This window comes from Amycolatopsis sp. Hca4, assembly GCF_013364075.1.
Lineage (GTDB): Bacteria > Actinomycetota > Actinomycetes > Mycobacteriales > Pseudonocardiaceae > Amycolatopsis.
This window is the reverse complement of sequence record NZ_CP054925.1, coordinates 6,751,027-6,775,921: the sequence shown is the minus strand read 5'-3', so window position 1 is coordinate 6,775,921 and position 24,895 is coordinate 6,751,027. Positions and strand designations below refer to the sequence as shown.

18 protein-coding genes and 1 tRNA gene are annotated in these 24,895 nt (G+C 69.4%); 4 read left to right on the top strand and 15 right to left on the bottom strand.

The features are described 5' to 3' along the window. Positions 1-657: 657 nt before the first annotated feature. Positions 658-1,917 carry an ATP-binding protein gene (locus HUT10_RS30435; protein WP_176174327.1) on the top strand — a complete coding sequence of 420 codons (1,260 nt, stop codon included), beginning with the start codon at positions 658-660 and terminating at the stop codon, positions 1,915-1,917. Positions 1,918-2,879: 962 nt separating this feature from the next. On the opposite strand, the gene HUT10_RS30430 is transcribed toward HUT10_RS30435, so the two are convergent. After that, positions 2,880-2,953 (bottom strand) — tRNA-Thr (locus HUT10_RS30430). A 132-nt stretch (positions 2,954-3,085) separates the two neighbouring features. Between HUT10_RS30430 and HUT10_RS30425 the strand changes: the two genes are divergently transcribed. Beyond that, positions 3,086-4,756 (top strand): hypothetical protein, encoded by a 1,671-nt coding sequence (locus tag HUT10_RS30425; RefSeq protein WP_176174326.1) that lies wholly within the window; start codon positions 3,086-3,088, stop codon positions 4,754-4,756. Between the two features lie 52 nt (positions 4,757-4,808). On the opposite strand, the gene HUT10_RS30420 is transcribed toward HUT10_RS30425, so the two are convergent. The 8 genes from HUT10_RS30420 to topA all read right to left on the bottom strand — a co-directional run bounded on the left by HUT10_RS30420 (position 4,809) and on the right by topA (position 14,700). Then, entirely contained in the window at positions 4,809-6,014 is a 1,206-nt protein-coding gene (locus tag HUT10_RS30420; RefSeq protein WP_176174325.1) for a DNA polymerase III subunit delta', read from the bottom strand. After that, positions 6,011-8,122, bottom strand: coding sequence for a dTMP kinase (locus HUT10_RS30415; protein ID WP_176174324.1), 2,112 nt, complete (start codon positions 8,120-8,122; stop codon positions 6,011-6,013). Before HUT10_RS30415 ends, HUT10_RS30420 begins: the two co-directional genes overlap by 4 nt. A gap of 146 nt (positions 8,123-8,268) precedes the next feature. Next, on the bottom strand, positions 8,269-8,871 hold the full coding sequence (locus tag HUT10_RS30410) for a hypothetical protein (protein WP_254897498.1): 603 nt from the start codon (positions 8,869-8,871) through the stop codon (positions 8,269-8,271). 406 nt (positions 8,872-9,277) lie between these two features. After that, positions 9,278-10,069: a hypothetical protein gene (locus HUT10_RS30405; protein WP_176174322.1), complete on the bottom strand. Its 792-nt coding sequence runs from the start codon at positions 10,067-10,069 to the stop codon at positions 9,278-9,280. Next, the gene (locus tag HUT10_RS30400; protein WP_176174321.1) at positions 10,062-10,250 is read right to left on the bottom strand and encodes a hypothetical protein; all 189 of its coding nucleotides are present in this window, start codon (positions 10,248-10,250) and stop codon (positions 10,062-10,064) included. The genes HUT10_RS30405 and HUT10_RS30400 overlap by 8 nt, the downstream gene beginning before the upstream one ends. Further along, positions 10,243-11,034, bottom strand: a complete 792-nt coding sequence (locus tag HUT10_RS30395) for an ESX secretion-associated protein EspG (RefSeq protein ID WP_176174320.1) — start codon at positions 11,032-11,034, stop codon at positions 10,243-10,245. Before HUT10_RS30395 ends, HUT10_RS30400 begins: the two co-directional genes overlap by 8 nt. A gap of 86 nt (positions 11,035-11,120) precedes the next feature. Beyond that, complete coding sequence (locus HUT10_RS30390) at positions 11,121-11,729, bottom strand: hypothetical protein (protein ID WP_254897084.1); 609 nt, start codon at positions 11,727-11,729, stop codon at positions 11,121-11,123. A gap of 109 nt (positions 11,730-11,838) precedes the next feature. After that, positions 11,839-14,700 carry a type I DNA topoisomerase gene (topA, locus tag HUT10_RS30385; protein WP_176174319.1) on the bottom strand — a complete coding sequence of 954 codons (2,862 nt, stop codon included), beginning with the start codon at positions 14,698-14,700 and terminating at the stop codon, positions 11,839-11,841. Between the two features lie 296 nt (positions 14,701-14,996). Between topA and HUT10_RS30380 the strand changes: the two genes are divergently transcribed. Continuing rightward, entirely contained in the window at positions 14,997-15,803 is an 807-nt protein-coding gene (locus tag HUT10_RS30380; RefSeq protein WP_176174318.1) for a serine protease, read from the top strand. An 18-nt stretch (positions 15,804-15,821) separates the two neighbouring features. On the opposite strand, the gene HUT10_RS30375 is transcribed toward HUT10_RS30380, so the two are convergent. From HUT10_RS30375 to HUT10_RS30365, 3 genes are all read right to left on the bottom strand, one after another. After that, complete coding sequence (locus HUT10_RS30375) at positions 15,822-16,466, bottom strand: hypothetical protein (protein ID WP_176174317.1); 645 nt, start codon at positions 16,464-16,466, stop codon at positions 15,822-15,824. 51 nt (positions 16,467-16,517) lie between these two features. Next, positions 16,518-17,102 carry a hypothetical protein gene (locus HUT10_RS30370; RefSeq protein ID WP_254897083.1) on the bottom strand — a complete coding sequence of 195 codons (585 nt, stop codon included), beginning with the start codon at positions 17,100-17,102 and terminating at the stop codon, positions 16,518-16,520. Between the two features lie 143 nt (positions 17,103-17,245). Then, a complete protein-coding gene (locus HUT10_RS30365; RefSeq protein ID WP_176174316.1) occupies positions 17,246-19,510 on the bottom strand; it encodes a sodium-translocating pyrophosphatase in 2,265 nt (754 codons plus the stop codon). A gap of 350 nt (positions 19,511-19,860) precedes the next feature. On the opposite strand from HUT10_RS30365, the gene HUT10_RS30360 reads away from it, so the two are divergent. Continuing rightward, a complete protein-coding gene (locus tag HUT10_RS30360; protein WP_176178097.1) occupies positions 19,861-22,356 on the top strand; it encodes a DEAD/DEAH box helicase in 2,496 nt (831 codons plus the stop codon). 83 nt (positions 22,357-22,439) lie between these two features. On the opposite strand, the gene HUT10_RS30355 is transcribed toward HUT10_RS30360, so the two are convergent. The 3 genes from HUT10_RS30355 to HUT10_RS30345 form a co-directional block, all read right to left on the bottom strand. After that, the gene (locus HUT10_RS30355; protein WP_176174315.1) at positions 22,440-23,057 is read right to left on the bottom strand and encodes a bifunctional DNA primase/polymerase; all 618 of its coding nucleotides are present in this window, start codon (positions 23,055-23,057) and stop codon (positions 22,440-22,442) included. Between the two features lie 1,085 nt (positions 23,058-24,142). Next, entirely contained in the window at positions 24,143-24,556 is a 414-nt protein-coding gene (locus tag HUT10_RS30350) for an Rv3654c family TadE-like protein (protein ID WP_176174314.1), read from the bottom strand. Next, a complete protein-coding gene (locus HUT10_RS30345) occupies positions 24,549-24,875 on the bottom strand; it encodes a TadE family type IV pilus minor pilin (RefSeq protein ID WP_176178096.1) in 327 nt (108 codons plus the stop codon). Before HUT10_RS30345 ends, HUT10_RS30350 begins: the two co-directional genes overlap by 8 nt. Positions 24,876-24,895 lie beyond the last annotated feature (20 nt).

Genomic DNA, 24,895 nt, shown 5'->3' with positions numbered 1-24,895 from the left:
GAGCAACTGGGCGCTGGGGGTAAGGCCCGCCACTTAGCGGAGTTGGCGACCAGCGCCCACTAAAGGCTGCTAGTTGAACTTTTGGGCCGCATAGTTGAAGATCTTCGCACTCTTATGAGCCCTGAAGGGAGTTGAGACACCTACGCCGAGGGCTGCGCTTGGCGACTCACGTCACACCAGAGTCCGCCACACGCCATCTCTCGCATAGTTGACCTATCATGGCTCGTAGTTGAACTATCGGGGCCGGTAGTTGAACTCTGACATGGATTGTCAGCGGCTCGAAACATCGCGTGATCTTCAACTATCGCTATAAAAACTTCAACTACGCCCAACTCGGGCGGTGTTAAGCGCCCACGACATGAGGTCACACCCTCACAGGAGGACGCCAAACCCACTCAAGGAGGATCAGTTGAACTTCCCCATCGCTTAGTTGATGCGCGCCGACACGCATTGACCCCTCTGCCTGCCTCTCCTCATGCCCACTTAGGCGCATGCCGTCCACAGGTTGCCCCCGTCTCGTTGACACCCAAAGGTTGCTTATTGAACTCCAGAGTAGTGACGTTGAAGATCACAGCGGTACAGTTACCTTGCTCAAGGTCAAGCCAACGGCCCAACTCGCCACCGAGGGGGCAAGAGCACGCGAAGCAGGAGTGGTAGATGTCGACACCGTCGGGCGGGCGCGAAGATTTTGAGTTGCCGCAAAAACTCGCCAGATTGAAAGACAGTTTCCGACCATCCTCTCCCGTTGACAGGCAAAGTCTCTTCAAAGGTAGAATAAATCAACTATCTCAGATCTTTTCTGCCGTCCAAGAGCTTGGGCAACACGCCGTAATCTACGGCGAGCGCGGCGTCGGAAAGACGAGTCTTTCTTACATGGCGAAGTCTATATACGCGAGCCGTCGAACCGGGGAACAGCTTGGCGTCCGGTTCCAGTGCAGCGCCGACGATGACTTCGCTACCGTCTGGGAGAAGTTTATTCCAGCGGTACGCAATGAAGTCGACCTCCTTCCAGAGGACAAGAACAAAGAACTTGGCGAGGTTGTCGACCGCGCCGAAGATATATTGATGGATAACATCACTCCTGATCGAGTATTCCGTGCAATCAACGTCATTGCACGATACGCTCCGATGGTTTTGATAATTGACGAGATCGACCGAATCGGCGATCATTCATCCACGCAGCTTTTCGCTGACCTGGTCAAGACATTGTCAGACAGCCTCGTCCCCTGCACCTTGATTATGGTTGGCGTTGCAGATGACGTTGACGGCCTAATTCAAGGACATCGGTCCGTCGAACGCGGACTCAAGCAGATCCAGATGCCCCGCATGGAGCCCGACGAGCTGCGCGAGATCCTTGTAGAGGGCTACAAGTCAGTAGACCTCTCCGCGACCGAGGAGCTGCTCGACACCGTGGTCAGGCTGTCTCAAGGCCTACCACACTATGCTCATCTCCTTGGTGGAATCCTTGGAGAAAGCGCCTTAATTAGGGGCGCATCCGAAATAACGATCGAATTCCTGGGGGCAGCCATAAACAAGGCTCTCGACGAAGCGCAGCGAAGCATTCAAGTAGCATACGCCAAGGCTGTGAATTCTCCAAATAAGAACGCACGCTTCGACGACACACTCCTAGCTTGCGCTCTTGCAGATGTGGACAACATTGGATACTTCGCCCCAGTTGATGTCAGTAAGCCATTAAGCAAGATTCAGGGAATTAAGCGAGAAACCCCAAGCTTCCTGCACCACTTGAGAGCATTCAGCGAAAGTCGCGGGTTCGTACTGGAAACTCGTGGCGAGGGGCGGCATCGCCGTTACCGATTTCAGAATCCGCTGCTTCAACCTTTCGTAATATTAAAAGGTGTTTCCGATCAAAAAGTTCGGATCAACGGTGTCAAGATTGAGTTAGGGTTTCAGCAATAATTGCTGCGAGTGCGCGTACTAGCGAGGGGACACCACGGAATCTCGCGGACTTTGACGTCGTCCTATCGTGGCGCGTCTGGGACCCACACCGGCCACAGGATCCTTGAAAATGCGCTTTTGACACGCCATGATAGCCCTTCATGGAGATCGTCGAGATGCCGTTTGGCCGCGCGCGGCCGCGATTGGCTCGCCTTATCGGCCACCTCGGAGACCTGCCGATCTGACGAAGACTTGCTCTTGCGCTGCGTGACGCCCGCGGTCCGCCCGGCGGGTGGTCGCTGGGCTGCTTCTCTGCGGGCGACCGCCGGGGACCGGGCGTCAGCCCGCACACCCGGCGGAGCTTGCCGGCGGGTCAAACACAGCCCTCAGCGGTCCCGGAGAGGCCGCCTTGAACAACTGAACATGCGAGTTTCAGAGACGCTCGGAGCTTGCAGACCAACGCTGACGGGCTCGCTTGTTGTCTCTCGGCAAACTGACCACGGCGGTGCGCGATCAACCCGATCACCAACGACGTCTAACGCCGTCTGCGCGGGCCAGCAGCCGCGTTCCTGGGCGAACGTCCGGGCACCTGGGTGGACTCAAGGCGCGAGCTGAGGCGTTGTTGCGCGGGAGCAGGACAGCGCGGCGCCGAGGGCGAGTTGGCGGCAGGGCGCGACCCAGCACAGGGCTGCGCCGGTGTTCGCCCGAGGAACAGGGATGCGGCGGGACAGTGTTAGGCATGCTGACTCAGGCGATCTCGCGGTTGGTCGACACGGCAGCGTCGCTGGGAAGAAGCTGGTCCATAGGACGCAGCTCATCCAGTAGTCGAGTCGGGGAACCATCGAGATGGACTGGCCTTCCCGGGACGGTGAACCCGCTGGGTTTTCTCCACCCACCGACTAGGCGCCTTAGACGCTCACTTAGACCCTCATCAGACGAGTCAGGCCCCATCCGAAGTGTCTCGGATGGGGCCTGACCTGCGGAGCCGCCTAGGGGAATCGAACCCCTGACCTATTCATTACGAGTGAATCGCTCTGGCCGACTGAGCTAAGGCGGCGTGTCTCCAGCTTCCGCTGGCGACGGTAGCAAGTGTAGCGGAAGCTGTGCGCGTCACTTTCCGGGGGGACCGTCGTTAACGCCCTATGACGCCGGTCTCATCACCGGTCTACCCACTTGGAGGCTCTGGCACATGCGGCGAAGACTGCCCCGCTCGGCGGCGTTGCCGGCGGCTGCTGCGTTGCTCCTGCTCAGCGCGGCGCCTTCCTACGCCGACACCACCTACCCCACGACGCCGATTCCGCAGCCGGCGAATCCGGGGCAGGCGCCCATCTCCGCTCCCATCGGGCCGCAGCCCCTCGGGAAGGCCGTCGGGGATGCCGGGACCGCTCTCGGGATCATCCGGCTTTTGCCCAACGCCGTGCCCACCAAGACCATCCTGCCCGGGTTCGGGGACACGCTGCCCAAGCAGTCCGCGCTCGAGGCCGGGATGGGCCTCTCCAGCGCGTCGGCGAACTCGGATGCCTACCTGAGCTACGAGAAGGCGATCGCGCAGGCGTCTCCCTTCGGGCTGTCCGTCGGCGGGAACGCGCCGCAGACACCCGGCAGCGTGGTGCAGACCGCCCTGCCGGACAACGCGCAGCCGATCAGCGGGGGCCTCAATGCGCCGTCGAATCCGCTGCTCAACCTGGGTCTGCTCAACGGGAGCGCGCACGCTCGGTGGAGTGACTCGCTCGGCCCGTGCGTCGACACCATCGCCGATGCCAGCACGTCGGTGGCGAGCCTGTCGCTGCTGAACGTCGTGCCGTCGATGCCGAACCTCAAGCTCGACGCGCTGCAGCCGAAGCTCGACCCGGGCTCGCTCGCCAGCGGGTTCGACCTGACCAAGGGCCTGCAGAGCCTCGGCGGCCTGCTGCAGGGCGGCGGGCAGACCGCCAAGGACGGCACCGGCTCGCTGCTCAGCCTGCCGAACACGCTGTCCTCGCGGTCGCAGGTCAAGCTGGTCGACATCCCCGGCTCGAAGAACAAGGCCGTGCAGTCGACGTCGACGCTGCAGGCCGCGGACATCGAGATCCTCAAGGGCACGCCGCTGGCGCTGAGCATCAAGGTCGTCAGCCAGCCGACCCTCAAGGTGACCTCCACCGGCGACGCGAAGACGTCCAAGGTCGAGTACACCGCGCCGGTGCTGACCATCGCCGCCGGTGGGAAGACGCTCTACACGCTGGATGCCGCGCACCCCACCAAGGACATCCCGATCGGGCTGCCGCTGAAGGGGCTCAGCGACCAGTTCGGGCAGGTCGACGACATCCCGGTGGTCGGCGGCCTCGTCTCGACCCTCACCAAGGGTCTCCAGCAGGTCGGCAACACCGCGGGCACCGTGCTCGACCTCGGCGTGCTGCGGCTGAGCATCGCCGGGCTCGACCAGAAGTCCGCGAACATGACCACGCCGTTCGCCGGGTACCAGCTGGGCGCGTCGGCGCGGATGTTCGACCTGCAGCTGCTGCCGACGACCAAGCTCAAGAGCCTGCTGCCCGACGACCAGGCGAAGAACCTGCCGTCGTCGCTGGCCCAGCTGTCGCTCGGCGAGCAGATCGCCCGGGCGTACGCGCCGACCGGCGGTGTGGTCTGCGGGACGACCACGTCGACGCCGCCGCCCGCCGGCGGGGAGGCGCCGAAGGGCCCGGTCAAGAACCTCGCCTACACCGGTGGCGCGTACGACACCGTGCCGCTGTTCTGGACCGGCACCGCGATGCTGCTGCTCGGCGTGGTCATGGTGGCCGCGATGCCGGGCGGACGGCGGCGCCCGCTGGCCGTGGCCGTCGAGGAGAAGCCGTTCAAGCCCTCGCCGCGTCCGCGCGAATGACCCGAGGGGTGTGAAGGAGCCCGCCAGGCGCGCCTGGCGGGCTCCTTCGTGTTCAGCCCTGGCGCAGCGTGGTGACCATCGCCTCGACGGCGATGCGCGGCTTCACGTTCAGCTCGATCGCCTCGCGGCACTCCAGTACAGCTTCGAGCCGGCGCAGCGTCGACTCGGTCGTCCACGACGCCGCCGCCTCGCGGATCTGGTCGGCGTGGTCCGGGTGGTTGAGGGTCGCGCCGGAGCGGGTCGCCGTCACCAGGACGTCGCGGTAGAAGCCGGCGAGGTCGACCAGCGCGAGGTCGAGCGTGTCGCGCTGGGTTCGGGTCGCGCGGGACTTCTGCTTCTTCTCCAGCTGCTTGACCGCGGCTTCGGCGGCTCGCTTCGCGCCGGCGACGCCCTTGCCGACGCCGTCGCCGCCCATCGCCGTCCGCAGCTCGTTGCGCTCGTCTTCGTCACGGGCCTTGCTGGCCTCGCCCGCGTCCGCCTCGGCCGCGCTGATCAGCTGGTCGGCGCAGGTGAAGACGTCGCTCATCCGGCGGAGGCCGAGCGGGATCCGCAGCACGGTGGCCCGGCGCTGCCGCGCGGCCTCGTCGGTGGCGAGCCGTCGCGCGCGGCCGACGTGTCCGCCGCACACGGCAGCGGCCCAGTGCGCGCGCTCGGCGTCGACGTGGTCACGGCGCATCAGCACGTCCGCGATCGCCTCCGGCGGCGGCGTCCGGAGCGTCACCAGGCGGCAGCGCGAGCGGATCGTCACCGAGACGTCCTCGGGGTGGTCCGACGGCGCGCAGAGCAGGAACACCGTGCGGTCCGGCGGCTCCTCGACGGCCTTCAGCAGTGCGTTCGACGCGCCTTCGGTGAGCCTGTCCGCGTCCTCGATGATCACGACCTGCCAGTTGCCGGTCGTCGGACGGCGCGCGGCGGCCTGGACCAGCGCGCGCATCTCGGCGACCGAGATCGACAGGCCTTCCGGCACCACGAGCCGGACGTCGGCGTGCGTGCCCGCCATCGTCGTGTGGCAGCCGGGGCAGGCGTCGCAGCCGGTGCCGGTGCTGCACTGCAGGGCCGCGGCGAACGTCCGCGCGGCCACCGAACGGCCGGAGCCGGGCGGGCCGGTGAGCAGCCAGGCGTGCGTCATCGCGCCGGGCGGCGCCGGTTCGCCGGCGATGATCTTGGCGGCGGCCGAAGCGGCCGCGCTCAGCGTCTCGACCGCGGGTTCCTGGCCGACCAGCTGGTTCCAGACGCCGATGCGTTCGGTCGTCGTCACTTCGCCTCCACGCGAGGCTCTTCCGGGGTCTCGATGGGCAGGGCGTCCAGCGGGAGCGTCACCGGCTTCTCCGCTGTCGGCGCCAGCGCGGCCAGCCGTCCGACGAACACCGCGCCCAACGCGGTGCGGATGCGCTCGGCGACCTCGTCGTCGGTGCCGTCGGCGTCGATCACCAGGTAGCGATCCGGGTCCGCCGCCGCCATCTCGGAGAGCAGGTGCTGGACGCGCCACTGGTCGTTCATCGCGGCCGACCTGTCGCGCGGGGCGCCGTTCGGGGCGGAGTCGAGCAGGATGGTGAGGTCGGGGCGCAGCCGGCCGGTCGCCCAGTCGGCGAGGCCCTCGAGCTCGTCGCTGTCGAGCCCCGCGACGGCGGACAGGTGGGCCAGCGGCGAGTCGACGAACCGCTCCATGACGACCACCGAACCGGCGTCCAGCGCCGGCTGGACGTGCCGCTCGACGATGTCGGCCCGCACCGCGGCCGCGGCCAGCGCCTGGGCCCGCGCGCCGGTGAGCGAGGCGCCCGAGACGAGCGCGGTGAGCCGCTGGTCGTCGAGCGCCGGGTCCGCGGCGACGACGACCGGGCGGGTGCCGCCCCGCATCCAGTCGGCGAGGTTGACGGCCTGGATGGCGGTGTTGATCGCGGTGGTGCCTTCGACGGCGATCAGGTAGCCGTTGACGCGCCGCGGCGTGCGGCGCAGGGCGTTGCGCAGGTCGGCGAGGATCGGCTCGGTGCGCTTGTCGTCCATCTGCCGGTAGGCGAACAGGCCGGCGACCAGCGCGATCGCCGCGCCGCCGAGCATGACCGGGCGCGTGCCGTCGATGGTCAGCGGGTTGCCCCAGACGGTGATCGTGTTCCGGTGCACCGCGCCGACGAGCAGCGGCACGGTGACCGTGGTGCCGAACAGCACCAGCTTCATCATCAGCTGGTAGATCGCGTTGATCCGGCCGCGGATGGCGTCCTCGACGCGCGAGCCGATGATGGTCACGCCGGTGAGGAACGCGATGCCGGCGCAGACGCCGACCAGCACCACGGCGATCAGTGAGACGGTCAGGTGCGGGGACAGCGCCACGAAGCCGAGCGAGATCGCGGCCGCGACGATCGAGAGGCCGAACAGCCGGTCGTGCGGGAGCCGGCGGGCGAGCTTGGGCGCGAAGACCATGCCGGTGGCGAGGCCGAGGAAGACGGCGAGGACGAGCAGGCTGAACGCGGAGTCACCGGCTCCCAAGCTGGAGGAGTACGGCTTGGCCGAGCCGATCACGGCGCCGCCGGCGACGAACGCGCCGAACGCACCCACCAGCAGCCCGCGCACGAGCGGCGTGCTGCGGATGAACCGGAAGCCGTCGGCGATCATCGCGCCGATGCCGAGCTTCTCCTCGTCGGCCGCCTTGACCTTCTGCTCCGGCAGCGCGTGGACGTTGCGCAGCGAGAGCTCGGGGATCCGGGTGGCGATGAGGATGGCGCTGGCCAGGTAGAGCAGGCCGGTGATGATGACGACCAGCTTCGCGATGTTGAGGCTCGGGTCGCCGGGGAACAGGTGGAACGTCGTGTTGACGCCGGTGATGACCGCGTTCGCGCCGGCGGCGGTGATGACGGCGAGGCCGTAGGTCATCACCATGCCGAGCTGGTTGGCCGTCTCGACCTGGTCCGGGCGGCGGAGCAGGTTGGGGACCGCGGCCTCTTTCGAGGGGATCCACATGCTCGACGCGCAGCCGACAAGGAAGTTGCCGGCGAGCAGCCACCAGGGCGCGCTGACGATCGCGATGGACAGCAGGAAGCCGCACCGCAGCAGGTCGGCGACGACCATCACCTTGCGGCGGTCGAACCGGTCGGCGAGCAGCCCGCCGACCGGGGCGAACAGCAGCCCCGGAGCCAGGCCGGTCAGGACGACGCCGACGAAGGCGAAGTTCTGCGCGAAGTAGTTGTCGGTCAGCTTCGTGGCCAGGCCGGTGAGGGCCAGGATGTTCAGCCAGTCGGCCACGCTGCACAGGTACGTGACGCCCCACAGGCGCCGGAACGGTTTGATCGCCAGCACCCGCCGGACCCGGTTGATCGTGGACGCCTCGGCGCCCGACGACGCACCCGGGCCGGCCCCGGGTACCGATCGCACGCCCTCGCTGATACGCCCACCCCACTAGTCACCGCGGTGCCGGACACCCGGGAGGGACCCGACCGTGAAGCCAGGGTAGCCCGATCGGCCCTTGGCACGCGGGACGGCCCCGTGGTGCGAGGCACGCGGTGACCGGCGGGGGAACGCTAGTCGAACAGCCCAGTGACGCTGCTGACCAGGCTCGACACCATCTCGATGGCGACGAATCCGAACACGATCAGCAGAGCGACGGCGAGCATGACCCCCGCCGCACTCGACGACGGCCGGTTGAACGCCGGCATGGACACCGAAGGCACCTTCGGCAGCCTGCGCCGCTTGACGGGCACGAGTTCGACGTCGTCCGCTTCGTCTTCGGCGAGCGGATCCTGCCGCACGGGCCGCATGATCTGCGGCGGCCGGGTCGGCCAAGTGCGCCGCCGGTTCCGCTGCCGCGGAAGCAGGCCCAGCGGCTGCCCCTGGTTCAGGGTGCCGGCCGGCGGAATGGCCTCCGGCGCCTTGACACCCTGGTCCTCGCGGAGCGTCTCCTCGACCATCCGGCGCACGGCCTCTTCGTCCGGCTTCACCGGCCCGGCCACCGGAATGGCGCCGGGCTCGTGGCCATTCGGAATGGCCGTGCGCGGCTCGGGCGACGCGGTGACCAGCCCGGATACCGGGTCCGCGAACATCTCGCCGGGTGCTTCGGACAGAGTGCCGTCGCGCTGAGTGAGCTCGGGGGCATTGAAGAAGGGAGCCTCACCGTTCGCGCTCATGGTGACCACCTCACTACTGAATGTCCTCGCCTTTCCAGGGTAGCGACGCTGGCGGATAACGCATCCGCCCAATGGCTCTGTCTCCAGTGGATGGTCGGTCACGCAGCGCAAGCCTGTGCCCGAACCACCTGAAGTGTCCAGCCCGCCGGTCACCGGGTCGACCGCTGATGGTGACAGATTGTAGTGAAACGGGTCACAGTCGCCGGTTGAGAGCGGTTGGCCAGGGGGTGGCCTTCGGGTGGCCAGTTTGCGGGTGGGGGCTCGGGGTACGGCTGAGGCGGGATGGAGGTTGGCCGGCTCCGCTTCGGCTGGCTTGGCCCTGCCGGGTTGCGGCGACTTGGCTGTACTGCCGCCCCGTCCGATCATCCCCCACGCCGCCCTCCTCTACCCCGGTTCCTCCCCCTGCTCAGGGCATCTCCTCCTGCCCGAGGTCGATCATCTTGCGGCACCAGTCCCGCAGCATGCCTCGGCTGAACGGGCTCAGCACCAGCTGGCGGCGGCCGTCCCCTCGGTCCAGCGCCGCCAACGCGAAGCGACCCAGGTCCGTGTCGACCAGGACGAAGCCGTGGTCCGGGAACTCTGCGCACAGGCCGCCGAAGGCCAGCATGTCCAGGACCGCCGTTCCCGACCTCGGGCGGGCCAGGAGTTCTCGCATTGCTCCCACGTCGTCGTCCTGGCCGTCGTGGACCAGGCCGTCGTCGTCGACCGAGACCCAGATTGCCCGGGGCGATGCTCCGTACGGGACCTCCGGGAGCTCGGCCACCAGCATCTCCGGGAGCTCCTCGAAGTCGGCCAGGTGGATGGCCGTGCGGCCGGGCAGCGAGCCCATCATGAACGCCCGCTCGCCGTCGGCGTAGCAGCGGATGTCCGCCGTCTCGGGGCCGTCGTCGAACACGCCGCACAGGGCCGCACGGACCGAGCCGCGCAGCATCAGCGAGACCACCTCGAAGCCCAGTTCGTTCAGCTCGCCGTTCTCGCCGAACGGGGTGCCGTCGATCCACGCTGCCCACGCCATGTGCCGCTCGACCTCGGCCACCAGGTCCGCCGGGTCGTCCGACACCGGGCCGTGGACCAGGATGTCGTGGTCGCTGACGTCCGGGTTGTAGAGCCGGTCGACCGGCTCCCGGTCCGGCATCGCCGCCAGCACCGGGCCCGCGGCCAGCTCGAGCAGCTCCCTGGCCGCCGTGCGTTCAGCCATGGCGCCGCCTTTCCTCCGGTTCCGCCCCGGCGTCCGCCGACGCACGCGGGATGGGCACATCGCTGTTCAGCTCCGCCGCCGCGAGGATCGCCTCGCGCACCGTCAGGTCCTTCGAAGCCGCCGCGACCACCCTGTCCACACCCTCTCCGGCCGTCTTCCGCACCTCCACCTGCTCAGGCATGGCTCTGCACCGCCTCGACGATCCACTGCTCGGCCGTGCTCCGCGAGGCCGGACCCCAGGTGACCGTCCAGCGCCCGCTCCGCCCCACCGCGGCGCTGAACTGGTACCGGCCGAGGTCGTTGTCCACCAGCCCGAACGCCCCGTGCGGGTACTCGGCCAGGATCGCGTTGCGCACCGCGAGGTCGACCAGCACCGTGCCCAGCCGCGGTCGGGCCGCGCACTCCCGGATCAGCTCCACCGCCCGCTCGCACCGGCGCGGGATCAGCCCGCGCTCGTCGGTCTCGATGCGCAGGTGCTCGCCCGGCCCCGGCGGCCGGTCGGGCAGCCCGTCGAACACCCAGCCCGGCAGCTCGCTGAGGAAGCCCGACCGCAGCCGCGCGCGGTTGCCCAGCTTGTGCAGCACCGTGGTGTAGTCCTCGTCGCCGAAGAACCGCACCTCCCACGGCTTGGCCCGGGCCGGGAAGACGCCGGTGACGACCCCGCGGATGAAGCCACCGCGCAGCGCCCGGTACAGCCCGACGGCCTCCGCGGTGACCTCGCCACCCGGGGCGAGGCCGATCGCGGCCATCCCGGCGACGAACCGCGTGTACTGCTCCACTTCGTCCGCGAGGCTCAGCTCGGACGAGCAGGGACGGCCCGGCAGCGGTCCGGTGTCCGCCAGCACCGGCGGGATCTCGAACTCGGGGTCGTAGAACTCCATCACCGAGGGCCGCTCCGGCACCTCGGCCGAGAGCGGGGCGATGACCTCGTCGATGACGTCGAAGACGGCGACCGCGTTGCTCACCCCTCGATTGAACACCCTGGCACCGACAATTTCTCGCACATATGTTCGAGAGGGTGACATCGGTCGTTAAGCGGTCGGCGAACGGCTCAGGCATGCTCCGGCACCCGCCCTTCGACGAACTCCGCGAGCCGCTCCACGGTTCCGGGCAGCCACCAGAGCCGGCGGTGGCCGCCCCTCGGTCTGCTCAGCGCCGCCAGGTGCCGTCCGCGGTCGTCGTCGACGAACGCCAGCACCTCCCACCGCGCGGGTGAGCCATCCCAGGCGATGTCGAACTGGACCGTGCCGTACCGCGGCCGCTGCAGGTCGGCCATCAGGTCGAGGACGAGAGACTCCTGCCCGGGCTCGAGCACCCCGCGCTCGTCGGCATCGAGGCACAGCCCCTCGCCCGGCACCGGCGCCAGCGGAGGCAGCCGCGTCAACGCCAGCCGCAGCAGCTCGGCGACACCGCCCGGCGAAGGCCCGGACAGGCGCAGCCCTTCCCCGGCGACGCCGAAGGCCGACCGGTCGTCGAAGAACGCCGACGTCCACGGTTCGCCGGACATCGCCACGGCCACGCCGCAGACTCCGCCGCTCCCGCGGAAGCCCTCGAGCGCCTCCATCAGGTCCGCGGCAGTGGAGCTGCCGGCGGCCGCCGCCCGGACCGGCTTCAGGATCTTGGTGGTCACCGCGTGCACGGTGCGTGGTGTTCTGGTCACGCGTCCATGGAACCCGGCACCACCGACAATTTCCCGAACATCCGTTCGAGGTGTCACCTGAAGGTGTGACGTGGAGGGCCTCCCACCTGCGGGAGGCCCTCGAACCGGCTTACTTGGCCTTCGTCGCGGTCGAGCTCGACCGCTTCGCCGTGGTCGCCTTCTTCGTCGTGCCCGCCTTGACCGTCTTCGCCGTGGTCGCCGCCGGCTTGCGCGCCGGCGCCTTCCGCTTCGGCGCCGGGCCCTTGGCCCGCTTCTCGGCCAGCAGCTCGGCCGCCCGCTCCGCGGTCAGCGACTCGATCTCGTCGCCCTTCCGCAGGGTCGCGTTGTACTCGCCGTCGGTCACGTACGGGCCGAACCGGCCGTCCTTGACCACCATCGGCTTGCCCGACACCGGGTCGTCGCCGAGCTCCTTGAGCGGCGGCTTCGCCGTGGCGGAGCGCCCACGCTGCTTCGGCTCCGAGTAGATCTTCAGCGCCTCTTCGAGCGTGATCGAGAAGAGCTGGTCCTCGGTCGAGAGCGAACGCGAGTCCGTGCCCTTCTTCAGGTACGGCCCGTAGCGCCCGTTCTGCGCGGTGATCTCGTCACCGGACTCCGGGTCCTTGCCGACCACGCGCGGCAGCGAAAGCAGCTTCAGCGCGTCGTCCAGCGTGATGGTCTCGATGTCCATCGACTTGAACAGCGAGCCCGTCCGCGGCTTCGGCGCCTTCGCCTTGAGCGCCTTCTTCTGCGCGGCCGTGGCGTCTTCGGGGATCTCGATCTCCGGCAGCACCTCGGTCACGTACGGCCCGAAGCGGCCCTCCTTCGCGACGATGTCGTGCCCGCTCACCGGGTCGGTGCCCAGCGTGCGGCCCTCCTGCGGGGTCGCGAACAGCTTCTCCGCGATCTCCTGCGTCAGCTCGTCCGGCGGCAGGTCCTCGGGCAGGTTCGCGCGCTGCGACTCGCCGTTGACCTCGCGCTCCAGGTACGGCCCGTAGCGCCCGACGCGGACCACGACCGTGTGCCCGTCGGCGTCGCTGAACAGCGGGATCGAGTTGATCTCCCGCGCGTCGATGTCCTCGACGCTGCCCTCGACCAGCTTCTTGAGCCCGCCCAGGCGGCCGATCGAGCCGTCCACGCCCATATCGCCGCCGAAGTAGAACTTCGACAGCCACTGCGCACGCTGCTCGTCACCGGCCGCGATGCGGTCGAGCTCGTCCTCCATCCCGGCGGTGAAGTCGTAGTCGACCAGCCGCTCGAAGTGACGTTCCATCAGGCCGATCACGGCAAACGCGACCCACGACGGAACGAGCGCGGAGCCCTTCTTCCAGACGTACCCGCGGTCCTGGATCGTCTTGATGATCGACGCGTACGTCGACGGGCGGCCGATGCCCAGCTCTTCCAGCTTGCTGACCAGGCTCGGCTCGGAGTACCGGGCCGGCGGCGACGTGGTGTGGCCGTCCGGGCTCAGCTCCGACGCGGTCAGCGCCTGGTCCTTCTCCAGCACCGGGAGGCGGCTCTGCTTGTCGTCGGCCTCGCCACCGGTCTCGGTGTCGACCGCTTCGACGTACGCCTTGAGGAAGCCCGCGAAGGTGATCGTGCGGCCCGAAGCGGCGAAGGTGCACTCCTCGCCCGAGGTCGCGTTGCCGACGATGCGGACGGACATCGTGGTGCCCTTGGCGTCCGCCATCTGCGACGCGATCGTGCGCTGCCAGATCATCTCGTAGAGCCGGAACTCGTCGGTGTCCAGCTCGCCCGCGACCTGGCCCGGCGTGCGGAAGACCTCGCCCGACGGCCGGATCGCCTCGTGGGCCTCCTGCGCGTTCTTGACCTTCCGCGTGTACTGGCGCGGCGTCGGCGAGACGTACTCCTTGCCGTACAGCTGCGTGGCCTGGCTGCGCGCGGCCGAGATCGCCGACTCCGACAGCGTCGTGGAGTCGGTACGCATATAAGTGATGTAGCCGTTCTCGTACAGCTTCTGCGCGATCCGCATGGTGCGCTCCGAGGTGAACCGCATCTTGCGGCCCGCCTCCTGCTGCAGCGTCGACGTCATGAAGGGCGCGTACGGCTTCCGCGTGTACGGCTTCTCCTCGACGCTCGAGACCTTGAAGTCACGCTGCTTCAGCGCTTCGGCCAGGCGCCGCGCGTCGGCTTCCGCGAGCACGCGGACCTCGTTGTTCGACGCCTTGAGCTGCCCGTCCGAGCCGAAGTCGCGGCCGGTGGCCAGCCGCGCGCCGTCGACGGCGACCAGGCGCGCCGGGAAGTTCCGCGGCGAAGCCTCCTCGCCGGCGTCCATCGTCGCCGAGATGTCCCAGTACGACGCCGACGTGAAGCGCATCCGCTCGCGCTCGCGCTCGACCACGATCCGGGTCGCCACCGACTGCACGCGGCCCGCCGAGAGCTTCGGCATGACCTTCTTCCACAGCACCGGCGAGACCTCGTAGCCGTAGAGGCGGTCGAGGATGCGGCGGGTCTCCTGGGCGTCGACGAGGTCGGCGTCCAGCTCGCGGGTCGAGTCGGCGGCCGCGCGGATGGCCTGCTCGGTGACCTCGTGGAAGACCATCCGGCGGACCGGGACCTTCGGCTTGAGCGTCTCGAGGAGGTGCCACGCGATGGCCTCGCCCTCGCGGTCGGGGTCGGTGGCGAGGTAGAGCTCGTCGACGTCCTTCAGCAGGCCCTTGAGCTCGGTGACCTTGGACTTCTTGTCCGGGGTGACCACGTAGAGGGCCTTGAAGCCGTTGTCGACGTCGACGCCGAGCCGCGCCCACGCCTCGCCCTTGTACTGGGCGGGCACGTCGGCGGCACCACGCGGCAGGTCGCGGATGTGCCCGACGGAGGACTCGACGACGTAACCGCCGCCGAGGTAGGGCGCGATCTTGCGGGCCTTCGTCGGCGACTCGACGATGACCAGCCGCCGGTGCCCGGCGCCGTTGGCCGCCGCGGCTCCGTTCTTCTTGGTCCGTGCTCCTGCCACGCTGTCCTGCTCTCCGCTCATCTCGTCCCGCCGCCGCGGGACTGCACCACGTCCCTGCCAGGGCCCGTGTCCCGACCTGCCAGTGTGCACGCTGTTCCCGGCCGGACGGCGCGGAGGTGGCCCAACACGCCGCCGGTCCTGTGCCCAGCGCATCGCCGCTGACCTCGACGATGTTTCCCCAACGTACCTGCCACGTGATTTCGGCCACGTCCCGCGCAGCCTAGCGCGTGACCGTCCGGATACCCTCCGTTCGACGGTGGTGGGCTCAGGGATGTCACCGCTTCACTGGTTTCCCCGCCCAGCCGAAAGGACCTGCCATGACCCGACGCCTGCTCGGCGCCCTGTTCACCGCCGCGACCGCCACAGTATTGCTGGGGGCCACACCGGCGAACGCGGCCGCCGCGAACTTCGCCGGCACCGTGGCCCTGTCCAACTGCTCGGGGTCGGTGGTCAAGCCCGCCGCGACACCCGACACCGCGCCCGCGCTCGTCATGTCCAACGGGCACTGCCTCGAAACCGGTTTCCCCGGCCCGGGCGAGGTGATCACCAACCGGGCGTCCAGCCGGACGTTCACGTTGCTCACCGCCAGCGGCAGCAACAAGGCCACACTGCGCGCCAAGAAGATCGTGTACGGGACGATGACCGACACCGACGTGTCGCTCTACCAGCTCACCACCACCTACGCGCAGATCAAGTCGAGCTACGGCATCTCGCCGCTGGAGCTGTCGAACGCCCACCCGTCGGCCGGCGCGGCGATCGACGTCGTCTCGGGCTACTGGAAGCGCATCTACTCCTGCAACATCGACGGGTTCGTCTACCGGCTCAAGGAGGGCAGCTGGACCTGGAAGGACTCGATCCGCTACACGTCCGCCTGCCAGACCATCGGCGGCACCTCCGGCTCGCCGATCGTCTCCGGCGGCAAGGTCGTCGGCGTCAACAACACCGGCAACGAGGACGGCGAGCGCTGCACGGAGAACAACCCGTGCGAGGTCGACCAGGCCGGCAACGTCACCGTGCACTACAAGACGAACTACGGTCAGGAGACCTACGGCATTCCCGCCTGCCTGACCTCGGCGAACGAAATCGCGCTCACCCAGGCCGGCTGCACGCTGCCCCGGCCTTGACGCACCCGCCGCACCCGGTCAGGCCGTGCTCGTCGCGGCCTCCGGGTGCGGTTGTGGTTCCGCACCCGGCCACGCCGCTTCGGCGCCCGGCGGCGGCTCCCCGATCAGCTCCAGCAGCGCCTCCAGCCGGCGTTTTCCGGTGACTTTCACGGCCGGGACCTCGGCCTTCGGGCCGGTCAGCTTCGCCGCGACGCCCAACGGCGTCAGCGCTTCGACCAGCCGCTCGTGCATGCCGGGCGCGAGCGGGTCGACACCGAGCAGGTAGCCCTGCGTGCCGGGACGGCCACCGGCCAGCGCCCACATCCGCAGCATCGCCCCGCTCAGCCGGAAGCCGTCCGGCACCGCCTTGCCCGAGTCGTCCTCGACCGGCCCCGTGCAGCCCTCACGCAGCCACCGCAGCGCCAGCGGCAGCAGGTCGACCCGGAACGACGTGCGGACCTGCGGACGGCCGCAGTCGGCCTTCGAGACCTGGGCGTCCGCGCCCCGGCAGCGGAACTCGCGCGCCAGGACGTGCGCCCGCCACGGCTCCTCGACGACCACCGACAGCCGGGCGGCGGTGCGCCCGAACCCGGTGATCTGGCCGTGGCAGCACAACAGGCCGGCCAGGTCGCCCAGGCCCGGCCCGCTGGCCTCGGCGGAGAAGAGCGAGATCGTCCGATCCACCGCGCCATACTAGAACACAAGTTCGATTCGCGGCAGGTCTCGCGCGGATCTTCAGCCGGCAGGCTGATCCAGCCGGCCGCAGGCCGGCGCGCGCTGTTCCGCCGCGGCCAGTGCCGGGACGTCCTTGAGGCCCTTGAGGTAGTCGAGCGCGTCGATGCGGTCGAGGGTCGCCCTGGCCTGGCCGAGGGCTTCCTTCGTCGCCGAGGCGTTCCCGCGGGCGGCTTCGATGCGGTGGCGGGCGGTCTCGGCCTCCGCGCGGATGGCGGCGAACTGCCCGATCACGGCCTGGCGGCCGCCGTCCGCGGACGGCACCGGCGGCGAGCCGAGCGCGTGCAGCCCGGCCAGGCTCTCGTCGAGCCCGTCGACCACCGACGAAAGAAGGTCACTGGACGTCCTGGACGCCTTCTGCGGCGTGCTGGGATCGACGGCGGGCAACGCCGCGAGCGCACGGACCAGGTGCGTCACCGCGTCGCAGTAGCCGCCCGCCCAGCTCGCCACCGGATCGGCCGGGGGCGCCGGCGTCGTCACCGGGAGATCCTGGTCCCGCGGCGGCGCCTGCACCTCGGCAGGCTGCCCGCACCCGGCGAGAGCCATGGCGACTGTCGTGGTGAGGGCGGCGAAAACGGTCAGCCGCACCCGCGTACCTCCTGCCCGACGACGTCCCGGCAGGGCCGACGGTACCGACTCGGTGGTGCTTCGCAAGTCGCCGGGCCTTTCTGGGACGGCCTGCCCGGGCCCGGCACGCGAAGCCGCATGCCGGGCCCGGAACGTGTTCTTCGTCAGGCCGTGATCTCGGTCGGGGTGTCCGACAGGACCGTCCCCCGACGCTTCGACACCACGATCGCTGCCACGATCACGGCGACCGCGACCAGCGAGATGATGATGCGCACCGGGGTGTTGGCGCTGTCGCCGACCGTCAGCTGCACGATGGCGGGCGCGATCAGCACCGAAACCAGGTTCATCACCTTGATCAGCGGGTTGATCGCCGGGCCGGCGGTGTCCTTGAACGGGTCGCCCACGGTGTCACCGATGATGGTGGCTTCGTGCGCGTCCGACCCCTTGCCGCCGTGGTTGCCGTCTTCGACCAGCTTCTTGGCGTTGTCCCACGCGCCACCGGAGTTGGCGAGGAAGATCGCCATCAGGGTGCCGCAGGCGATCGCGCCGGCCAGGTAGCCGGCGAGCGCGCTGGTGCCGAGGCCGAAGCCGACCGCGATCGGGGCGAAGACCGCCAGCAGACCCGGCGTGGTCAGCTCGCGCAGCGAGTCGCGCGTGACGATGTCGACGACCTTGCCGTACTCGGGGCGAGTGGTGCCCTCCATGATCCCCGGGATGTCGCGGAACTGGCGGCGCACTTCGTAGACGACCGCGCCGGCGGCCCGGGACACCGCGTTGACCGCGAGACCGGAGAACATGAACACGACGGCCGCACCGACGATCACGCCGACGAGGGTCGCCGGGGTCACGATGTTCGCGACGAAGCTGCCGCCGACGCCCACCGCCTTCGTGATCGCGTCCGAATAGGAGCCGAACAGCGCCGTCGCGGCGAGGACCGCCGTGGCGATCGCGATGCCCTTGGTGATCGCCTTCGTGGTGTTGCCGACCGCGTCGAGCTCGGTGAGGATCTGCGCGGCTTTCTCGTCGACGTCACCGGACATCTCGGCGATGCCCTGCGCGTTGTCCGAAACCGGTCCGAAGGTGTCCATCGCGACGATGACACCGACCGTGGTCAGCAGGCCGGTGCCGGCCAGCGCCACGGCGAACAGCGCGACGCCGCCGCCCAGCAGGTAGGCCCCGAAGACGGCCGCACCGATGACGAGCGCGGTGTACACAGCGGACTCGAAGCCGATCGAGATACCGGACAGGATGACCGTCGCCGCACCGGTTTCCGAGGTCTGGCCGACGTCCTTGACCGGCTTGTACTCGGTGCCGGTGTAGTAGCCGGTCAGCTTCAGGATGACGGCCGCGAGCACGATGCCGATGATCACCGCGACGGTCGCGATGACCGCCGGACTGCCCGAGTTCCCGGCGAACTCCGCACCGAACTCGGAGAAGCTGCCCGGCAGGTACACGAACGCCGCGATCGCCGACAGCACCGCGGAAATCACCGCGGAGATGTAGAAGGAGCGGTTGATCGTGACCAGGCCGCCCTCGCCCGCGCGCGCCTTGGTGATGTAAACGCCGATGACGGCGGTGATCACGCCGATGGCCGGCACGATCAGCGGGAAGATCAGGCCGTGCACGCCGAAGGCGGTGCTGCCCAGGATCAGCGCGGCGACCAGCATGACGGCGTAGGACTCGAAGAGGTCCGCGGCCATGCCGGCGCAGTCACCGACGTTGTCGCCCACGTTGTCCGCGATGGTGGCGGCGTTGCGGGGGTCGTCCTCCGGGATGCCCTGCTCGACCTTGCCGACCAGGTCCGCGCCGACGTCGGCGGCCTTGGTGAAGATACCGCCGCCGACACGCATGAACATCGCGATCAGCGCCGCGCCGAACCCGAAGCCCTCGAGCACCTTCGGGGCCTGCCCGGTGTAGACGAGCACGACGACCGCGGCACCGAACAGGCCGAGGCCGACGGTGATCATGCCGACGACGCCACCCGTGCGGAACGCGACGCGCATCGCCTTCTCGCGGCCGCCCTCCTCACGCGACGCGGCCGCGACGCGCAGGTTCGCCTGCGTCGCCAGCCACATGCCGAGGTAGCCGATCGCGAACGAGAACCCCGCACCGACCAGGAAGAAGATCGAACGGCCGATCTTCTCGTTCCAGTCGTCCGCGGGGAGGATGAAGAGCAGGAGGAACACGACCACGCCGAAGATGGCGAGGGTGTTCCGCTGCCGCTTGAGGTACGCGGCCGCGCCTTCTTGCACCGCCTTGGCGATGTCCTGCATCTTGGCGGTGCCCTGGCCTGCGGCCAGCACCTCCTTGAGCAGGACGTAGCCGATGACGAGTGCGGCAAGCGCGACCACGGCGACTACACCGACAATCGTGTAGCCACCTCCGGTGAGCGAGAGATTCCCGCCCTCCGCGAGGAACTGCCGTGACATTCGTCCTCCAGGAGACGTCGCCGTGCGCCAGCGTCGACGGCAAGCCGAGGGTTCGACACGGCCGGCGCTGGCATGGACCCTGTACCGAGCGACACGCTAGCCGGGCAGCAATGCACGTCTCACATGACGCTCACCACAGAGGGTGTGGATTGCGGGAGTGTATTGGTATCGCAACCAGCGTCTTCACGCCGTCCCAGTGACGGTACAATCCGTTACCTTGTGAGCCTCCTCACTTGATCGATCACCCTTTCGCCGATCCGTTGCCGCAGCTGGGGACGGGCGGAACTGTCGGACCCCTGTGCCAAGCTCGGCGGGTGGACGAATCACGTGGGCAACGGCTGCTGAGGCGGGTGACCGCCGGCACCCCGTCGCGCGAGCACCCGGTCACGCACGTCGCGGACCTGCCGGGGCGCGCTGCGCGCTACGCAGAGTGGCCGTCGTGGGCGGATCCCGCGGTGGTCGCTGCGCTGCGTGACTGCGGCGTCTCCGCGCCCTGGGCGCACCAGGCGGAGGCGGCTTCGCACGCGTACGAAGGCCGGCATGTCGTGATCTCGACCGGGACGGCCTCGGGCAAGTCGCTCGCCTACCAGCTGCCGGTGCTGTCCCGGCTGGCCGCGGGCGAGAAGGCGAACGCGCTGTACCTGTCGCCGACGAAGGCGCTGGGCGCGGACCAGCTGCGTTCGGTGTCCTCTTTGGACGTGCCGGGGGTGCGGGCGGCGGCGTTCGACGGGGACACCCCGATGGCGGAGCGCGACTGGGTGCGTGCGCACGCGAACTGGGTGTTCACCAACCCGGACATGCTGCACCGCGGGATCCTCTCGGCACATGGCCGGTGGGCGACATTCTTCCGGCGGCTCACCTGCGTGGTCGTCGACGAGTGCCACAGCTACCGCGGCGTCTTCGGCTCGCACGTCGCTCTGCTGCTTCGCCGGCTTCGGCGGGTGGCCGAGCACTACGGCGCTTCGCCCGTCTTCGTGCTGGCTTCGGCGACGACTGCTTCGCCTGCTTCGTTCGCTTCGCGGTTGACGGGCGTGTCCTGTGTCGCCGTGACGGAAGACGCTTCGCCGCGCGGCGCGCGGACGGTCGCGTTGTGGGAGCCGCCGCTGCTGGACGAACTGACCGGGGAAAACGGCGCGCCGGTCCGGCGTTCGGCCGGGGCGGAGACGTCGCGAATCCTCGCCGATCTGGTGCTGGAGGGGGCGCGGTCGCTGGCGTTCATCCGGTCGCGGCGAGGCGCGGAGCTGGCGGCGCTCGGTGCTCGGCGCATTCTGTCCGAAGTGGACCCGGTGCTGGCGGAAACCGTTGCGGCGTACCGGTCCGGGTACCTGCCGGAAGAGCGTCGCGCGCTGGAGGCCGCGCTGTTGTCGGGCCGGTTGCTGGGGGTCGCGACGACGAACGCGCTGGAGCTCGGCGTCGACATCGCGGGTCTGGACGCGGTGGTGCTGGCCGGCTACCCGGGCACGCTGGCGTCGTTCTGGCAGCAGGCCGGCCGGGCCGGCCGTTCGGGCGATTCGGCGCTGGTGGTGTTCGTCGCGCGGGACGATCCGCTCGACACCTACCTGGTGCACCACCCGGAGGCGTTGCTTTCGCGGCCGGTGGAGACGGCGGTGCTCGACCCGGCGAACCCATATGTGCTGGCGCCGCAGCTCGCCTGCGCGGTGGCCGAGCTGCCGTTGACGCTGCCGGAGCTGGAGGTGTTCGGCGGCGCGGCGGCCCAGGAGGTGCTGGCCGAGCTGGCGGAGCAGAAGCTGGTGCGGCGCCGGTCGAGCGGCTGGTACTGGACGTCACGCGACCGGCCGCACGCCGAGGTCGGCATCCGCGGCACCGGCGGCGAGCAGATCGCGGTGGTCGAATCGGACTCCGGCCGGATGCTGGGGACAGTCGACCCGGGGTCGGCGTGCTTCGCCGTGCACCCCGGCGCGGTGTACCTGCACCAGGGGTCGTCGTACGTCGTCGACGAGCTGGATCTGGACACCGGGCTGGCCCTGGTGCACGCGGAGAACCCGGACTGGACGACGACGCCGCGCGAGATCGTGGACATCTCGGTGCTGAGCACCCAGGAGAAGCAGGACTACGGCGGGGTGAGCGTCTGCCTCGGCGAGGTGGCCGTGACGTCGCAGGTGGTGGGGTATCTGAGGCGGCGGCCGTCGGGGGAGGTCATCGACCACACGCCGCTCGACCTGCCGGAGCAGAGCCTGCGGACGCGCGCGGTCTGGTACACGGTGTCCGGTGAGCTGCTCGGTTCCGCCGGCTCGGCTGGTACTGCCGGCTCGGCTGGTGCCGGTGACTCTGCTGGTTCCGCCGGCTCGGTCGGTTCCGCCGGCTCGGGTGGTTCCGATGGCGAGGTGGGGACCGGGGGCCATCGGGTGGGGACCGAATCTGCGGGGCCGGTGGGGACCGGGGAGGAGACCCAGGCGAACGGTCGGGGGCCCGTTCACGAGGGTGGCAGGGCACCGGGGGGTGCCGGATTGGTTCCGGCACGGGTCCCCGGTGCCCTGCATGCCGCCGAGCACGCGGCGATCGGCCTGCTACCGCTGTTCGCTACGTGCGACCGGTGGGACATCGGCGGGGTGAGTACCGCGTGGCACGAAGACACCGGGGAGGCGACGGTGTTCGTGCATGACGGGCATCCCGGGGGTGCGGGATTTGCCGAACGCGGTTATGCCGCGATTGTCCCGTGGCTGGCCGCAACGCGGGAGGCGATCGTCTCCTGCGAGTGCCCGACGGGATGCCCGTCCTGCGTCCAGTCGCCGAAGTGCGGGAACGGCAACGAGCCGCTGGACAAGGCGGGGGCAGTGGCTGTGCTGGGAACCGTGCTCGGGGCGTTGCGTCAACACGGCACCTAGAACGGCCACTTGGTGGTTCATGGAGTTGTGTCCTGCTCCGCCTCGGCCGGGCTGGGACCGGCCGTCGGCGGTGGTCGGGTCGGTCAGGCGGCGCTGGACTGGACCAGCTGCGGAGCGCGCTCGTCGGCCAGGGCCCGCACGAGGACGTCGTGCACCTCGGCGGCGTCCGGCAGCTGCCAGCCGCAGACCTCGGGCTTGACGCGCCAGTGCACGACACCGTGCTGGAACGGCGACGGCGGCAGCGGGATGTAGCTGTCCTTGCCGTGCCACTGGATCGCGGCGCGCTCGGCCAGCTCGGCCGGGATGCGCTCGGCGACGGTGGTCAGGAAGAGCCAGCGGCCGTTCGGCAGCGCGATGATGGGCGCGGGGTGGCCGATGGCGCGCAGGAGGCGGCAGGCGCGCTTGCCGATTTCGTCGTCGACCTCGATGGCGTCGAGCACGGTGCCGGTGGCGACGAGCAGGCTGTGGGTGCGGTCGGAGAACCAGGTGGCGACGTCGTGAGCGTGGGTGCCGCTCTGCTCGCGCCAGGAGTCAATGGCCGGAACCGGGCGCCGCCAGGTGAGGTCGTCGCCGTCGGTGAGCGGAGCGGGGTCGACGCCGGGGAGCACCGGCCAGCCGCGCCAAGCGAGGCCGATCGCCTCCGCCCGCAGTTCGATGCGGAAGGCACCGCGCCAGCTGTCCGGCCAATTCGCGTCCAACATTAGTGTTTCCTGCCTTCAAGTTCCGGTTCTCCGCGACCCGCTAGACCCTGTCGTGGTGTCGCACATCTCACTTAACGGCAAGTTGCACATTGCCCGGAACCCCCGCGCGACAACCGGTGGTTACGAGGCGATGAACGCCCAGTGATCCATACGGCCGGACCGAACCCCCGAGCGCGGATGGACGGCGAACGGCACCCGCACACGGACCGTTCGTCGCGGCAAAACCCCGGGATACGCGGGCTGCCGGGCGCTGGTCCAGCGGGGCGGACGGGCTCGTTCGGCCCAGGTGAGCAGCTGATTCGACCGCTCGCCGTGCACCAACGACCGCTGCCCGTGACAATCAGCCGCTCATCGCCCGGCTGCGCGGATCAGCCGGTCATCGCCCCATACCGACCGGTCGGCGTCCGCCGGGCCGACGGGTGGCCTGTCGAGGATCGGCGACAGTTCGGCGGGTGCTCGGCTGCGGTCTTGTGTCGCGAGATCGCGACAGTGCCGCTGAGTGAGACGCCTCGGCGAGCGACGGCAGGTGGCCTTCGCTCACTCGCGGCTCCGCGCTGGTCGGGTACCTCGACCTGCGGTCACGGCCTACCTTCGCGAGTCCGCGGCATCGCCCCGAGGTGAGGCACCTTGGCGGACCGGACGGGTGGTGCTGTCTCGGGTATGCGACAGCACCACCCGGTCGGGCGCCGGCGAGCGGTGGTCCGGTGTCGCGAGCACGCGACACCCGCCACCCGAAAGGCGGGCTTGGCGAGCGGCGGGTCCTGGGAGGCCATTTCCTGTGTCGCGGACTTGCGACAGTGCCGGGGTGCTGTGGGCAAGAGGCTCATCCGCGCCGGCGCGGGGCTGGCCCGCGCAACAGCGCTGAGAGAGCCGCCCTCAGCAGCGGCCGCCCCGGCCGGGGATGGCTTGCGATGGCCCACCATCCGCCTCGGTCGTGGCCGAGCACCGCTGCCCGGTGCAGGCCAGGAGTGGCTCGGCATCGCCTGCGACCGGCCACGGTCGTGGCTGAGCAGCAGTTGGCTGGCGCGACCGGCGAGATGTCTTGCCGCGGTCGCCGGTTCGTGGGGTGTGGGCGCCGGTGGGGCTCAGCCTTGGGGTGGGCGGACTGGGGTGTTTCCCAGGTCTGCCGTTGTGGCTCGGCTGGGTGAGTTGGTTGCCGGGCCTGCTCGGGCGTGGGCTGCCGGCTTGGGCCATCCCGCCAGGGGTGGGGTGGGGGCCTCCACCTCCACCAGGGCGTCCAAGTTCTGCCAGCGGCATGTCATGAGCCTTACCGCCATGCGGTCGGCCACCCACTTCGCGCGCTCGCACGCCTCGATCGGGCCTTCGCTTGCGTGGGAAGCTGCCGCCAGGGCGCCGAGGTCGGCTGCTGACTCTGCTCGGTGGCGGGCTGTTACTGCGGCTGCCAAGCACACTGCCAGCGTTGCCAGCACCGTCAGGGCCGTCACCACCAAGGCCGTCCAGATTGTGGCGGCTCCTCGGTCTGAGTGTCCGCTAACCATTCGTTGTCTCCGTGTCCGGCTCGGCTACCGCGTAGGCCGTTGCTGACAGGTGGATTGCCGGGAGGATCGTGGCCGGGTTGGCCGTTACTTTGGCTGTTATCTGGTCGCCGGTCTGGTTCACCGTCAGGTTTGCGCCTGGTGGGGCTATTGCGTGGACCGCGGCCGCCGCCTCGGTGGGTTGGCCTCTGGCCAGGAGGCGGGCTGCTTCGCGGGCCGCGTCCGTGCAGCGCAGCTGGCTTGTCAGGACCGCCATGCCCGCCAGCAGCAGGACCACCACCACCGTCAGGCCGGCCAAGCCGAATGCTGCCTCGACCGTCACCGATCCTTCGTCCTTGTCTC

Excerpts from the sequence above, each read along its gene's own strand:
- HUT10_RS30435 (WP_176174327.1), top strand. The coding sequence starts at position 658 with ATGTCGACACCGTCGGGCGGGCGCGAAGATTTTGAGTTGCCGCAAAAA.
- HUT10_RS30425 (WP_176174326.1), top strand. The coding sequence starts at position 3,086 with ATGCGGCGAAGACTGCCCCGCTCGGCGGCGTTGCCGGCGGCTGCTGCG.
- HUT10_RS30410 (WP_254897498.1), bottom strand. The coding sequence starts at position 8,871 with ATGAGCGCGAACGGTGAGGCTCCCTTCTTCAATGCCCCCGAGCTCACT.
- HUT10_RS30405 (WP_176174322.1), bottom strand. The coding sequence starts at position 10,069 with ATGGCTGAACGCACGGCGGCCAGGGAGCTGCTCGAGCTGGCCGCGGGC.
- HUT10_RS30400 (WP_176174321.1), bottom strand. The coding sequence starts at position 10,250 with ATGCCTGAGCAGGTGGAGGTGCGGAAGACGGCCGGAGAGGGTGTGGAC.
- topA (WP_176174319.1), bottom strand. The coding sequence starts at position 14,700 with ATGAGCGGAGAGCAGGACAGCGTGGCAGGAGCACGGACCAAGAAGAAC.
- HUT10_RS30380 (WP_176174318.1), top strand. The coding sequence starts at position 14,997 with ATGACCCGACGCCTGCTCGGCGCCCTGTTCACCGCCGCGACCGCCACA.
- HUT10_RS30365 (WP_176174316.1), bottom strand. The coding sequence starts at position 19,510 with ATGTCACGGCAGTTCCTCGCGGAGGGCGGGAATCTCTCGCTCACCGGA.
- HUT10_RS30355 (WP_176174315.1), bottom strand. The coding sequence starts at position 23,057 with ATGTTGGACGCGAATTGGCCGGACAGCTGGCGCGGTGCCTTCCGCATC.
- HUT10_RS30350 (WP_176174314.1), bottom strand. The coding sequence starts at position 24,556 with ATGGTTAGCGGACACTCAGACCGAGGAGCCGCCACAATCTGGACGGCC.